The following is a 13,415-nucleotide window of genomic DNA, read 5'->3' on the forward strand; positions in this document are numbered from 1 at the left end:
CGCGACGGCGGATCGCCGCGCTAACCCGCCATCGCGGTAACGGTGAGCGATCATGAACCCTCTGTCCCTGTTGATCGTCGAGGATGACGCCGTGCTGCGCGGGCAGCTGTCGACGCAGCTGACCGGGTTCGGCCATGCGGTGACCGCGGTCGGCGATGCCAGCCGTGCGATGGCGGCGATCGGTACCGACAGCTTCGACGCGGTGGTGCTCGACCGGATGCTGCCGGGGGTCGATGGCGTGACGCTCGTCGAGCGGCTGCGCGAGGGCGCGATCCGGGTGCCGGTGCTGATGCTGACCGCGCTCGGTCAGTCGCGCGAGAAGGTGGAGGGGCTGTCGGCCGGTGCCGATGACTATGTCGTCAAGCCGGTCGATCCCGAGGAGCTGAACGCGCGTCTGATCGCGTTGACCCGCGCGCGCCGCTGGGCACCCGAGGCGAACGATACGATCAGCGTCGGTGCGTTCACGATCAGCCCGACGCGGCACCGGCTGTGGCGCGACGGCGTGTCGATCGAGCTGCCGCGTACCGAATTCAGGCTGCTTACCGAACTGGCGCGTCACGCCGGCACGGTGATGACGCGGGCGATGCTGATCGAGCGGGTGTGGGATTACGATATCGAGCCGACGACCAACATCGTCGACGCCTATATCCGGCGGCTGCGCGTCCACCTGACCGCCGATGGCGCCGAGGATCCGATCGTGACGGTGCGCGGGGTCGGATACATGATGCGCGGCGATGATTGAGCTGCGCTCGCTGCGAGCGCTGACCGGGGCGTTCGTCGGGGTCCTGCTGATCGTCACGACCGGTGCGGCGATCGCAATCCACCAGAGTTCGCGGGCGACGATCCGCCAGCTGGTCGATGCGCGGCTGGCGGCGGAGAGCAGGGCGCTGGCGCCCGACGGCGTGGCGGTGCCGCTGCCGGCGCTGAGCGCACGGATCGACGCGCTGGCGCGGGCTCGCGAGACGGGCGATCTGGGCTTCGAGCTGATCGATGGCGAGGGGCGGCGGCGCGCGGGCAATATTCGGCTGCGCCGCTCGCTGCCCGAGGGGTTTTCGACATTGGCGCGAGACGACGCCATCGCCGGGCTGACGCACGGCCGCGCGCTGGTGCGGCGGCTGGCGGGTGGGGCGAGGCTGGTGACGGTCGGCGAAACGGAGCCGATCGATCATTACGATCGGGCGCGGGTGCGCATCTATCTGATCGGGTTCGGCGCGATCGTGGTGCTGGTCGTCGGTGCGGCGGTGGTGCTGATGCGCGCGATCCGGCGACGCATGCGCGACATCGACGATGCGGCGCGCGCGATCATGGCCGGCGACCTGGCGCGGCGGGTGCCGGTCGACGGATCGGGCAGCGAGTTCGAGCGGACGGCGGTGACGGTCAACGCGATGCTCGATCGGATCGAGGCGTTGATGGCGGCCACCGCGCAGACGTCGAGCGCGATCGCGCACGAGCTGCGCACGCCGCTGACCCGACTGCGCAATCGGCTGGCGGTGCTGCCGCCCGATCCGACGGGCGAGGCGGCGACGGCGCTGGCCGACGTCGACGAGGCGCTGGCGACCTTCAGCGCGTTGCTGCGAATTGCGGAGATCGAGAACGGCGCACAGCGAGCGGGGTTCACGCAGGTCTGGCTGGCCCGGATCGCGCGCGAGGCGGTGGAGCTGATGATGCCGCTCGCCGAGGAAGCCGGGCGGACCATCGCGGTGCTAGGCGACCCGCTGGTGTCGGCGACGGGCGACGCCAGACTGCTGATGCAGGTGATGCTGAACCTGATCGACAATGCGCTGAAGCATGGCGCGGGCGCGGTGACGCTGACGGTGCTGCACGACGGCAGCGAGGCGGTGTTGGTGGTCGAGGATCAGGGCCCCGGCATCGCCGCTGAGGCACGGGCGACGGCACTGCGCCGGTTCGGGCGGCTCGACCGGACCAAGCCGGGACATGGCATGGGGCTGGCGCTGGTCGATGCGGTGGTGCGGCTGCACTATGGCCGGGTGACGTTGGATGACGCGGAACCGGGGCTCCGCGTCATCCTGGTCATTCCCGCCTTACCAGCCGGCGGGAAAGTCTAGAAGCGGAACAGACCCTCGAGGCCGAAGGTGCGCGGCGCGTTGAAGTTGCCGTAGTCGCCGAGCACATTGTTGATGCTGCCGGTCGTCACGCTGCTGGTCGGCGCGCCGGGCAGGCTGTTCGACGGATCGCGGCGATAGACATAGGCCGCGTCGAACAGGTTGCGCGCCCAGACGGCAACCTCGAGCTTCTGGCCGCCCGCACCCATCGGGATACCGGCAAGCGCGAGGCGGCCGTTGACCAGGAACGAGGCGTCGGCCTTGGTCGCGAACTGGTCGAACGCCTGCGTCGCCTGGGCATAGTTGGCGTCGAGGTGGAGGCGAACGGTGGTGTCGCCGCCGGCGACCGGCCGCTGATAATCGAGCGCCGCACTCGCCGCGTTGCGGGGCGTGAAGACGATGTAGAAGTTCTGTAGCACGCTGCTCGTGACGCCGCCCGCGGTGTAGTTGATCAGCACCGGCGGGATGCGGGTGTAGGTATAGGCGTAGGAGCCGGTGAGCTGGAGCCCGTCGAGAGGGTTCACCGTCACGTCCGCCTCGATGCCGCGGATGCGGGTCTTGCCGGGAGCGTTGATGGTGACGAGGTTGTTGAAGCTCGACCCGTTGAACGGCTGGATCGAGCTGATATCGACCTGGCTGTTCTTGCGGTCCATGATGTAGCCCGCCAGGTTGAAGCGGACGCGGCGGTCGAACAGGTCGGACTTGAGGCCGATCTCGTACGACTTGATATCCTCCGGCCCGAACGCCTGGTAGTTCGCGGTGCGTGAGCTGGCGCCGCCGGCGCGGTAGCCCGTCGCGTACTTCGCATAGGTGTGGACGCCGTCGCTGACGTCGTAGGCGAGCGTCACGGTGGGATTGAAGCGGTTCCAGGTCCGGTCGAGCGGCTGGTAGCCCGCCGCGGTCGCCGCCGCGGTGTTCACGTCGTAATTCACGTTGCGCGAATAGTGCAGCACGCCGCGCTTCTTGTCGTGGGTGTAGCGGCCGCCGGCGGTCAGGTGAAGCGCGTCGGTCATGTTCCAGGTCAGCTGGCCATAGGCGGCGTAGCTCTTCGACCAGACCTCAGATGCGCGATCGATCGAGCGGCAGCCCGGCTGCGAGCCGAAGCCCGCCGAGCCCTTGCACGGATCGAGGATGACGTAGTTGTAGCCGATGACCTGGCCGAGGCCATTGGTCGTGGCGACGAGGCCGTTCGAGTTGGGCGTCGCGGCGTCGTCGGACACATGCTCGTTGAAGTAATAGAGGCCGGCGACATAATCGAAGCGATCGGCCGAACCCACGGCCTGGAATTCCTGGCTGAACTGGTTCTGGCGCAGGTCGGCGAGGCTGTAGCGGCTGAACGCGCAGGGCGCGGCGGCCGAGCACGCGGTCGAGACGGTGCCGAGCGCGGTGTAGGTGACGACCGGCACGCGGTGGGCCCCGCCCGAATTGTCCCACTGCGTCGCGGTAACGCCGCGCCAGGCGGTGATCGAGCGCAGCTCGACGTCGGCCGATGCCTTGTACTTCAAAATGTTGGTGATGCCGTGCGTCTTGTCGACGCTGGGCTGCTGCGGAACGCCGATATCGGCGACCTTCATCCGGCTGTCGCCGTTGACGACCACGTTCGGCAGTAGCGGCTTCACGGTGCCGGTCAGCGTGGTGTAGTTGGTGCCCGGCAGACGGCAGTTGGGCGCGGCCGCCTGGGTGCCGGCGACGCAGCCGTTGGGATTGTAGTTGAGCAGCTGGCTGTAGAACGGCGAGTTCTTGTCGAGCCCGGCGTCGTAGGACAGGTCGTCGGTTAACCCGTCGACCGGGCGCCAGCGCGCGGCGATGCGGCCGCCGCGCCGGTCGTAGTAATTCCAGCCGGTCTGGCCGGCGAGCGGGTTCTTTGTGGTCGGGCCCTGGTACTGGACGATGCCGTCCACCTTGACCGAGACGTCGTGATATTCGGGCAGGTCGAGGTGAAGCTCGCCGTTGTATCCGCCATAGTTGGCGATGCCGGCGCGCACGCTGCCGCCGAACTCGCCCGACGGGCCCTTGGTGACGATATTGAGTGCGCCGCCCTCGGTATTGCGGCCGAACAGCGTGCCCTGCGGACCCTTCAGCACCTCGATGCGCTCGACGTCGAACAGCGCGGCGTTGAGACCGTGCTGGCGACCGAGATAGACGCCGTCGACATAGATGCCGACACCCTGCTCGCGCGCGGGCTGGTTGGCGTCGAGCGGGACGATGCCGCGGATGCCGACGGTGAGAGCGCTCTGCCGTGCCTCGAACGTCGCGACACGCAGCGAAGGAACGCCGCCGTCGGCGAGGTCGTAAAGGCTCTGGATGTGGCGGTCGCGGATCGCCTGGTCGTTGACGACCGAGATCGCGATCGGCGTCTTCTGCAGGTTGGTTTCCTTGCGCAGCGCGGTGACGACGATGTCGGCGATGCCGGTCTGGTCGTCCTGGGTCGCGGCGGGCGGCGTGGTGGGATCGGTCGCGGCGGGAGCGGCAGCGACCTTGTCGGCGGCAGGCTTCAGCGCGTCGGCGTGGGCGATGCCCGGCGCGACGGCGACGAGCATGGCGGAACCGGCCATGAACCCCCGGCGGAGGCTGGCGAACTTGGTCATGGATAACCCCTAGTGAACTTCCCTGGTGAGCCGGGCGCCTAAGGGCAATTCATGTCATGCCGGTGACGATGAACGACATGCAAATGATGTCGTCCGTTCATCTTCCTTTCATGATACAACACGTCAAAAGTATTCGTGAAGATAGCTTAATATTTACCAACACATATACCGGTCTAATTTTCGGATATTAATCGAATAACATGGAGATAACGCGGGCCATGGGCGCCGCGTACATAGGTTCCCTCGATATCGGTGGTGCCGGATACGCCGGTGATCCAGTAATAGCCGCGCGGCATCGGCTCGGTCGGCAGCGCGTCCTCCAGATAGGCGACCAGCCGCGGCACCACGACGACGTGGTGCAGCGCGAGGAAGTTGGGGAGCATCGGCGCGGTCGGCGCGGTGCGCATCACCAGCGATCCGGTTTCGGCGACGCCGCACTCCGCGACCGCCAACGCGAGCGGCTCGTCGGGAGCCGGATCGAGGTGGCGATCGATGCCCGACCAGTCGGCGGCGTCGAGGCGCGGGTCCGGCGGGGCGCAGAGATGCCGGGGCAGGCCGTGCTCGGCGCAATAGGCGGCGATGGCGGCGGGGACGTCGGCAAAGCCTGCTACCGCGGCGTAGCTGGCCGCCACGCTGGGAAGAAGCAGCCGTGCGGCGAAGGTTTCCTCCAGCTGCGTCGGATCGACGGGCGGGCGCTCCGGATCGATCAGCAGCGCGGCGGCGGCGCGGTCGAGGTCGTCGCCCGAAGCGGGACCGAGCGCGGCGAGGATGGCGTCGCGCGCGCTCACCGGCGGCGGCCCTGGCGATACTGGTCCATGAAGCTTTTGGGCGCGGGGGCGGGCATGTCGCGGTGGCGGGTCCAGCCGCCGGCGAGCGGCAGGCGCGACAGCCAGCCGCCGCCCATCAGGCGCGCACTCTTGAGCGCGGTGGCCGTCGCAGCGCGATAGAGCCGGGGGCGGCGCGCGAACCAGGCCCAGAGCGCAAGGCCCGATCGGACGCTGGCAGGCTCCAGCCCCTCGCGCCAGCTCTTCTCGCGCCAGCCGCGCAAAAGGGTGGGGAGGGGGATACGGACGGGGCAGACCTCCTGGCACTTGCCGTTGAGGGTGCAGGCGTTGGGCAGGTCTCGGCTGGCGGCGAGGCCGTCGATCGCCGGGGTCAGGACGGCGCCCATCGGGCCGGGATAGGTGCCGCCATAGGCATGGCCGCCGATCTGGCGGAAGACGACACAGTGGTTCATGCACGCGCCGCAGCGGATGCAGCGCAGCATCTCGGCCAGTCCCTCGCGGCGCATCCGGGTGCGGCCGTTGTCGACGAGGACGATGTGCATCTCCGCCGGCCCGTCGCGATCGCCGGGGCGGCGGGGGCCGGTGTAGAAGGTGGTGTACTGGCTGAGCGGCGCGCCGGTGGCCGAACGCGACAGCATCCGCAGCAGATGGACGGCGTGCGGCATCGAGGGGACGATCTTCTCGATCCCCGCCGTCACGATGTGCATGCGCGGCGGGACCAGCGACAGTTCGGCATTGCCCTCGTTGGTGACGGTGCAGACCGCACCGGTGTCGGCGACGAGGAAGTTGGCGCCCGAGATGCCGACGTCGGCGCCGAGCATCGCATCGCGCAGGTGGCGGCGCGCGCTTTCCGCCATCGCGGCGATCGTCTCCTCCTCGTGCGGGGCGTGGTGGCTCGCCTTGAACAGCGCCGATACCTGCTCGCGCGTCTTGTGCATCGCGGGCCAGATGATGTGCGAGGGGCGCTCGCCGGCGAGCTGGATGATGTGTTCGGCGAGGTCGGTCTCGATCCGCTCGATCCCCGCCTCGGCGAGGGCATGGGGCAGGCCGATCTCCTCGCCGAGCATCGACTTGGAGCGGGCGACGCTCTTCGCCTTCGCCTGGCGGCAGAGGGCGAGGACGATGTCGCAGGCTTCCTGCGCGGTGCTCGCCCAGTGGACGGTGGCGCCTGCGGCGGTGGCATTGGCTTCGAAGCGTTCGAGATAGGCGCCGAGATTGGCGACGACATGATCCTTGATCGCGGCGGCTCGGGTGCGGGCAGCCTCGAAATCGGGGAAGGCGTCGACGGCGAGCGTGCGCTTCGCCTCGGCAGTGCCGGCGGTGCGCTCGACGGCGATCTTCAGCACCGGGTCGGCGAGCGCGGCGTCGACGCGGGCGGCGAAGGCGGCGGTCATGCGGTCTCTCCGATCGCCGGGCCATCGCCCATGCCGGCAAGTATCTCCACGGCGTGGAAGGCGCGAACGGGTGAGCCGTCGCGGTGAAGCTTGCCCGCCATGTTCATCAGGCAGCCGAGGTCGCCCGCCAGCAGCAGCTGCGCGCCGGTGGCATCGATCGCGGCTGCCTTTTCGCCGACGATGGCGTTGGAGATGGCGGGATATTTGACGCAGAAGGTCCCGCCGAAGCCGCAGCAGGTTTCCGCGCCCGCCAACGGCGTCAGACCGAGGCCGCCCACAGCGGCGAGAAGCCGGCGCGGCTGGTGCTTGATGCCGAGTTCGCGCAGGCCCGAGCAGCTGTCGTGGTAGGTGGCGGTCGCGGGCAGATCGACGTTCGTCGGGCGCCAGCCGCGGACCTCGTCGAGATAGGCCATGACTTCCCATGTCTTCGCCGCCAATGCCTGCGCGCGCGGGAACCAGGCCGGATCGTCCTCGAGGATTTCAGGATAATGGACGCGGATCGTCGCGGCGCACGATCCTGACGGTACGACCACTGCGTCATGCCCCTCAAGCGCGGCAATGGTGCGGCGGGCGATGTCGGCGGCGGTGCTGCGGTCGCCCGAATTGAGCGCGGGCTGGCCGCAACAGGTCTGCGCCTCGGGCACGATCACCTCGCACCCCGCGTCCTCCAGCGCCGCGATCGAGGCGAAGCCGATCGACGGGCGCATCAGGTCGACGAGGCAGGTCACGAACAGCGCGACGCGGGGGCGATCGGGGGCGGGCATCGGTGATGATCCTCTCTCCTGCGCCGCCGTTTGTCGATTGGCGTTTGACGCGGGATATTCCATCAAGTAACGCTGTATTCCATAAAGTGAAACAGGCAATGTGCCGTTTCGCATCTTCGGCACAGGGCCGTAGAGAGGGGAGCTGCCGCGTGGCGATCGTGTCGTTGCCGAAAATCAAGCATGTCCGCGCCTTTACTGTCCGTGGCGGCGGCGCCGATTATCACGACCAGGGCGCCGGCCACTGGATCGACGATCACATCGCGACGCCGATGAGCCGCTATCCCGAATATCGCCAGTCGCGGCAGAGCTTCGGCATCAACGTGCTCGGTACGCTGGTGGTGGAGATCGAGGCCGAGGACGGCACGATCGGCTTCGCGGTGACGACCGGCGGCGAGCCCGCCTGCTATATCGTCGAGAAGCATCTTGCACGCTTTCTCGAAGGGCGGTCTCCGACCGACTATGAGAAGATCTGGGACCAGATGTACTTCTCGACCCAGTATTACGGGCGCAAGGGACTGGTCATCAACGCGATCTCGGGCGTCGACCTGGCGTTGTGGGACCTGCTTGGCAAGCTGCGGCAGGAGCCGGTGTACCATATGCTCGGCGGTGCGGTGCGCGACGAGCTGCAATTCTATGCCACCGGCGCGCGGCCCGATGTGGCCAAGGAGCTTGGCTTCATCGGCGGCAAGATGCCGCTGCACCATGGCCCCGCCGAGGGGATCGAGGGACTCAAGAAGAACATCGTTGAGTTGGCGGACATGCGGGCGAAAGTCGGGCCCGATTTCTGGCTGATGTGGGATTGCTGGATGGCGCTTGACGTCGACTATGCGACCCGTCTCGCGATCGCCGCGCACGAGCATGGCCTGAAGTGGATCGAGGAGGCGATCAGCCCCGACGACTATTGGGGCTATCAACAGCTGAAGCGCAACGTGCCCACCGGGATGCTGGTGACCACCGGCGAGCATGAAGCGACCCGCTGGGGCTTTCGCATGCTGATGGAAATGGACTGCTGCGACATCATCCAGCCCGACGTGGGCTGGTGCGGCGGCGTGACCGAGCTGTTGAAGATCAGCGCGCTCGCCGATGCGGCGGGCAAGATGGTCGTGCCGCACGGATCGAGCGTCTACAGCTATCACTTCGTGGTGACGCGCCATAACTCGCCGTTCGCCGAGTTTCTGATGATGCACCCCGGCCCGACCGAGGTGGTGCCGATGTTCGCGCCACAGCTGTTGGGCGAGCCGGTTCCTGAGAACGGCAAGATCCGTGCGTCGGCGCTGGACGCACCAGGCTTCGGCGTCGAGCTCAATCGCGAGATCGCGATGCATCGCCCCTACACTCACTGATAGCAGCAGAAAGATCCGATCCCATGAAGCTTTGCCGTTTCGGCGCGCCGGGTAGCGAGAAGCCCGGTCTGATCGACGCCCAGGATCGCATCCGCGACCTGTCGGCGCACCTCGCCGACATCACCCCTGCCGATCTGTCGGCCGAGGGCCTGGCGCGGATCGCCGCAGTCGACGTGACGTCGCTGCCGGTGGTGGACGGCGAGCCGCGTTACGGTGTCCCGTTCAGCGGAACGCGCCAGTTCGTCGCGATCGGGCTGAACTATGCCGATCACGCCGCGGAATCGAACCTGCCGATCCCAAGCGAGCCGGTGGTGTTCAACAAGTGGATCAGCTGCCTTCAGGGGCCGAACGATCCGGTGACGATCCCCAAGGATTCGCTGAAGACCGACTGGGAAGTCGAGCTGGGCATCGTGATCGGCACCGCGGCGAACAACGTGTCGGAGGCCGACGCGCTTGGCCATGTCGCCGGCTATGTCGTGGTCAACGACGTGTCCGAGCGCCACTGGCAGACCGAGCGCGGGCCGACGTGGGACAAGGGCAAGGGCTTCCCGACCTTCGGGCCGGTCGGCCCCTGGCTGGTCACCGCCGACGAGGTGGGTGACCCGCAGGCGCTGTCGATGTGGCTCGACGTCAACGGCAAGCGGATGCAGGACGGATCGACCAAGACGATGATCTTCACCGTCGCCGAGATCGTCGCCTATTGCTCGAAGCTGATGACGCTGCTGCCGGGCGACATCATCACCACCGGTACGCCGCCGGGCGTCGGCCTGGGCCAGAAGCCCGAGCCCTGGTATCTGAAGGCGGGCGACATCGTCGAACTCGGCATCGAGAAGCTGGGCCGCCAGCGCCAGGAATTCGTCGCCTGGACCGGAGCCACGGCGTGACCTTCGCGGGTCGCTTCGCTGGCCGTGCGGCGGTCGTCACCGGTGGTGCGTCGGGGTTGGGCAAGGACGTCGCCACGCGCATCGTCGCCGAGGGTGGCACGGTCGTGCTGTGGGACATGAACGCCGACGCGCTGGCGGCGGCGCAGGCCGAGGTCGGCGCAGCGGGCGTGACCGCGGTCGACGTGTCCGACGCCGATGCCGTCGCCAAGGCCGCCGAGGCGGCGCTGGCGACGCTGGGCAAGATCGACGTGCTGGTCTGCTCGGCCGGGATCACCGGAGCGACGGTGCCGGTGCATGAATTTCCGATCGACAGCTGGCTGCAGGTGGTCGGCGTCAACCTCAATGGCCTGTTCTATTGCAACCGCGCGATCGTGCCGCACCTGCTGGCGAACGGCTATGGCCGGATCGTCAATGTCGCGTCGGTGGCAGGCAAGGAGGGCAATCCCAACGCATCCGCCTATTCGGCGACGAAGGCGGGGGTGATCGGCTTCACCAAGAGCCTGGGCAAGGAACTGGCGGGCAAGGGCGTGATCGCCAATGCGCTGACCCCGGCGACGTTCGAAAGCCCGATCCTGGCGCAGCTGCCGCAGAGCCAGGTCGACTACATGCGCTCCAAGATCCCGATGGGACGGCTGGGCGAAGTGCATGAATCGACCGCGATGGTGTGCTTCATGGCGAGCGAGGAATGCAGCTTCACGACGGCGTCGACCTTCGACACCTCCGGGGGGCGGACGACGTATTGAAGCATCTCTCCCCTCCCGTTCGTGGTGAGGAAGCGCTGAGCTTGTCGAAGCGCCGTCTCGAACCACAGCTTATGTGGCTTGCCCCCTTCGACTGCCAGCAAGGCAGGCGCTCAGGACAGGCTTCGAGACGGGGCTTCGGCTGCGCTGAGCCTCTTCTCAGGTCGAACGGTGGGGGGTAGTCAGGTATTCCTATGACCCGGCCATTCGTCGACGCGCACATCCATCTCTGGGACTTGTCCCGGCTGCGCTATCCGTGGCTGTCGCCGCCGTTCGCCGATGACGGCCCCAACGGCAGCGTCGAGCCGATCGCGCGGGATTTCGGCGTGGCGGACTATCGCGCGGCGCTCGCCCGCTGGAACGTGGCCGGCGCGGTGCATGTCGATGCCGGCGTGCATCCCGACGATGCGCTGGCCGAGACCGAATGGCTCGAGGCGCAGGGTGACCTGCCCACCGGTATCGTCGCCTTTGCTGCACTGAATGCTGCGGACATCGAGGCGCAACTGGCCGCGCAGGCGGCGCATCCGCGGGTGCGCGGCATCCGGCATATCGTCAACTGGCATCCCGACCCACGGCGCAGCTACACGCCCCGCGACCTGACGGTCGATCCCCAGTGGCAGGAGGGTTTTGCTGCGCTGGCGCGGCATGGGCTGTCGTTCGACCTGCAATGCTATCCGGGGCAGATGCCGGGCCTGGTGCCGACGCTGGCGATCAACCCGGGGGTGCCGGTGATCATCAACCACCTGGGGATGCCGGTGTTGAGCGATGCCGATGGCGTCGCCGATTGGCGTCGCGGCATGCGCACGCTGGCGGCGCTGCCGCAGGTCGCGGTCAAGATCAGCGGATTGGGTTTTATCAAGCGCGATTGGCAGCGGGACGACGTCGCGCCGTTCGTGCATGAGGCGATCGAGATGTTCGGGCCCAGGCGCTGTCTGATGGCGAGCGACGTACCGACCGACCTGCTGTTCGCCCCGATCGACCGGTATATGGAGACGCTGCACGCGCTGGCCGGGCGGTATGACGAGGCGGAGCAGGACGCGATGTTCGCCGGGAATGCGAACCGGGTCTATCGGTTGGGGCTTTAGACCCCTTCCCGTTCGTGCTGAGCGAAGTCGAAGCACCTGCGGCGGGCCGTTTCGCCTGTGACACGTCCTTCGACTTCGCTCAGGACGAACGGGGGGAGGGGCGGGCAACGGGCCCTGTGCTTCTACCGTGCCACCGGGTTGCGGCCCCAGAGCTGGTCGTAGCGCCAGCCCGATAGATCCTCGACAACCTCCGCATGGGCGCGATCCGATGGCGTACGCTCGCCGGCGCGGAAGCGTTCGATCTCGTCGAGCAGGATCGCGTGGGTCGCGGGGGTCAGGCGGAAGCGGGTCGAGACGAGGACACCGAAGACCAGCATCGCGAGCGTGCCGGCGCCCAGTACGATGACGATCGCGGCGATGGCGGTCGGGCTCTGCACGGTCGCCTTGGACACGAAGCCCGACGCCTGCATGACCTGGCCGACGAGGATGATGGCGAGCGCCTGACTCATCTTGCGCACGAAGGTCATGACGCCGGCGAATGCGCCCTCGCGGCGACGGCCGGTGACGATCTCGTCGACGTCGGCCATGTAATTGTAGGTCGCCCAGGGAATGTAATTGAGCGCGCCGCGGCCAAGGCCGGCGAATACCACCGGCAGCCAGAACAGCGCCGAGGTCGCGGTATAGCCCGCGGCGTACATGGCGAGGAAGACGATGACGCCGATCCCGAAGCTCAAGGCGGCGAAGCGATAGGCGGCGGCGGGCGAGAGGCGCAGCGCGAAATTGATCGCCAGCACCACCGCGATCAGCTGGACGATGTACGTCACGCCGACCAGGTTCGCGACGATCCCGGTGGTGCCGGCGAGCGCGAAGATCACAAAATAGGTGAAGGCGGCGTTGTAGATATCCTGGCTGATATAGCCGCCCAAATACATGCCGAGATGCAGGCGGAAGGCGCGGATGCCCAGCGTCGAGAACAGGTTGCGATAGAGCGCCTTGAACGCCGCGCCGAGCGTCGGACGGTCGCGCGCTGCCTCCTCGTCGTCGAGGCCGGGGGGACGCTGGCGTTCCCAGCTGAAGGCGTAGAGCAGGCCGGCGGCGCCCATGAACATCACCGAGAAGATGATGCCCATGTAGAGGTAGGTGTCGGGCGAATCCGGGCCGAGGCGCGCGATCAGCCAGCCCGGCAGGAAGGCGGCGGCGATGGCGGAAAGCTGGCCGCACAGGATGCGCGCGCCGGCGAACTTCGCCTTGGTGCGGTAATCGGTCGCCATCTCGCTGGCGAGCGTCTCATAGGGGATGATCTCCATCGCGTAGACCATCTCGAACAGGACGTAGGTGACGAGATAATACCAGAAGCTCTGCCCCGCGACCCACATGATCGCGAAGCTTGGCAGCAGCGGGATCGCCGCCAGGATGAAGACGCGGCGGCGGCCGAAGCGCCGACCGATCGCGCTGCGCCCGATACTGTCGGAGAGGTGGCCGATGATCGGGCTGGTAAAGGCGTCGAGGACGCGCGCGACGCCGAAGATGATCGTCGCCTGCGCGGCGGAGAGGCCGCAGAAGCTGGTGTAGAAGATCAGGATCCAGGTCGAGATGACCGCCATCGATCCGGCGCCCAGGACGTCGTTCGAGCCATAGGCGATGAGGTTGTACCAGCGCACCGGGCGGGTGGGGTGGACGGGCATGGCCGGGTTGGCGGCGATGGGGTCGGTGGCCATTTCAGTCTCTCTCCTAGCCCCTCCCCTTCAGGGGAGGGGTTGGGGTGGGGGAGGGCGGGCGATGTGCTCTGCGAGGCTCCGCCCCCACCCCCACCCCCTCCCCTGAAGGGG

General features: G+C 67.6%; 11 protein-coding genes. 6 read left to right on the forward strand and 5 right to left on the reverse strand.

The genetic code is table 11. The features are described from left to right. Positions 1-52: 52 nt before the first annotated feature. Entirely contained in the window at positions 53-742 is a 690-nt protein-coding gene (locus GGQ80_RS11245) for a response regulator transcription factor (protein WP_183984831.1), read from the forward strand. After that, complete coding sequence (locus GGQ80_RS11250) at positions 735-2,066, forward strand: sensor histidine kinase (protein ID WP_183984833.1); 1,332 nt, start codon at positions 735-737, stop codon at positions 2,064-2,066. The genes GGQ80_RS11245 and GGQ80_RS11250 overlap by 8 nt, the downstream gene beginning before the upstream one ends. On the opposite strand, the gene GGQ80_RS11255 is transcribed toward GGQ80_RS11250, so the two are convergent. From GGQ80_RS11255 to GGQ80_RS11270, 4 genes are all read right to left on the reverse strand, one after another. Then, positions 2,063-4,651 (reverse strand): TonB-dependent receptor, encoded by a 2,589-nt coding sequence (locus tag GGQ80_RS11255; protein WP_183984835.1) that lies wholly within the window; start codon positions 4,649-4,651, stop codon positions 2,063-2,065. The two genes, GGQ80_RS11250 and GGQ80_RS11255, sit on opposite strands and share 4 nt — an antisense overlap. Positions 4,652-4,824: 173 nt before the next feature. Then, positions 4,825-5,439, reverse strand: a complete 615-nt coding sequence (locus GGQ80_RS18750; RefSeq protein WP_183984837.1) for an LUD domain-containing protein — start codon at positions 5,437-5,439, stop codon at positions 4,825-4,827. Further along, a complete protein-coding gene (locus tag GGQ80_RS11265) occupies positions 5,436-6,830 on the reverse strand; it encodes a lactate utilization protein B (RefSeq protein WP_183984839.1) in 1,395 nt (464 codons plus the stop codon). The genes GGQ80_RS18750 and GGQ80_RS11265 overlap by 4 nt, the downstream gene beginning before the upstream one ends. Beyond that, positions 6,827-7,594, reverse strand: a complete 768-nt coding sequence (locus GGQ80_RS11270; RefSeq protein WP_183984841.1) for a (Fe-S)-binding protein — start codon at positions 7,592-7,594, stop codon at positions 6,827-6,829. The genes GGQ80_RS11265 and GGQ80_RS11270 overlap by 4 nt, the downstream gene beginning before the upstream one ends. A 98-nt stretch (positions 7,595-7,692) precedes the next feature. Between GGQ80_RS11270 and rhmD the strand changes: the two genes are divergently transcribed. The 4 genes from rhmD (at position 7,693) to GGQ80_RS11290 (ending at position 11,646) form a co-directional block, all read left to right on the forward strand. Further along, positions 7,693-8,937: an L-rhamnonate dehydratase gene (gene rhmD, locus GGQ80_RS11275; protein ID WP_221364344.1), complete on the forward strand. Its 1,245-nt coding sequence runs from the start codon at positions 7,693-7,695 to the stop codon at positions 8,935-8,937. A 23-nt stretch (positions 8,938-8,960) separates the two neighbouring features. Then, on the forward strand, positions 8,961-9,821 hold the full coding sequence (locus tag GGQ80_RS11280; RefSeq protein ID WP_183984842.1) for a fumarylacetoacetate hydrolase family protein: 861 nt from the start codon (positions 8,961-8,963) through the stop codon (positions 9,819-9,821). Continuing rightward, positions 9,818-10,564, forward strand: coding sequence for an SDR family NAD(P)-dependent oxidoreductase (locus tag GGQ80_RS11285; RefSeq protein ID WP_183984844.1), 747 nt, complete (start codon positions 9,818-9,820; stop codon positions 10,562-10,564). Before GGQ80_RS11280 ends, GGQ80_RS11285 begins: the two co-directional genes overlap by 4 nt. 191 nt (positions 10,565-10,755) lie before the next feature. Next, positions 10,756-11,646 carry an amidohydrolase family protein gene (locus tag GGQ80_RS11290; protein WP_183984846.1) on the forward strand — a complete coding sequence of 297 codons (891 nt, stop codon included), beginning with the start codon at positions 10,756-10,758 and terminating at the stop codon, positions 11,644-11,646. Between the two features lie 122 nt (positions 11,647-11,768). Here the strand turns inward: GGQ80_RS11290 and GGQ80_RS11295 are convergent, their stop codons facing one another. After that, positions 11,769-13,304 (reverse strand): MFS transporter, encoded by a 1,536-nt coding sequence (locus GGQ80_RS11295; RefSeq protein ID WP_246347026.1) that lies wholly within the window; start codon positions 13,302-13,304, stop codon positions 11,769-11,771. Positions 13,305-13,415: the final 111 nt, after the last annotated feature.

Origin of the sequence: Sphingomonas jinjuensis (genome assembly GCF_014197105.1) — a bacterium.
GTDB lineage: Bacteria > Pseudomonadota > Alphaproteobacteria > Sphingomonadales > Sphingomonadaceae > Sphingomonas > Sphingomonas jinjuensis.

Excerpts from the sequence above, each read along its gene's own strand:
- GGQ80_RS11245 (WP_183984831.1), top strand. The coding sequence starts at position 53 with ATGAACCCTCTGTCCCTGTTGATCGTCGAGGATGACGCCGTGCTGCGC.
- GGQ80_RS11250 (WP_183984833.1), top strand. The coding sequence starts at position 735 with ATGATTGAGCTGCGCTCGCTGCGAGCGCTGACCGGGGCGTTCGTCGGG.
- GGQ80_RS11255 (WP_183984835.1), bottom strand. The coding sequence starts at position 4,651 with ATGACCAAGTTCGCCAGCCTCCGCCGGGGGTTCATGGCCGGTTCCGCC.
- GGQ80_RS11265 (WP_183984839.1), bottom strand. The coding sequence starts at position 6,830 with ATGACCGCCGCCTTCGCCGCCCGCGTCGACGCCGCGCTCGCCGACCCG.
- GGQ80_RS11270 (WP_183984841.1), bottom strand. The coding sequence starts at position 7,594 with ATGCCCGCCCCCGATCGCCCCCGCGTCGCGCTGTTCGTGACCTGCCTC.
- rhmD (WP_221364344.1), top strand. The coding sequence starts at position 7,693 with ATGTGCCGTTTCGCATCTTCGGCACAGGGCCGTAGAGAGGGGAGCTGC.
- GGQ80_RS11280 (WP_183984842.1), top strand. The coding sequence starts at position 8,961 with ATGAAGCTTTGCCGTTTCGGCGCGCCGGGTAGCGAGAAGCCCGGTCTG.
- GGQ80_RS11290 (WP_183984846.1), top strand. The coding sequence starts at position 10,756 with ATGACCCGGCCATTCGTCGACGCGCACATCCATCTCTGGGACTTGTCC.
- GGQ80_RS11295 (WP_246347026.1), bottom strand. The coding sequence starts at position 13,304 with ATGGCCACCGACCCCATCGCCGCCAACCCGGCCATGCCCGTCCACCCC.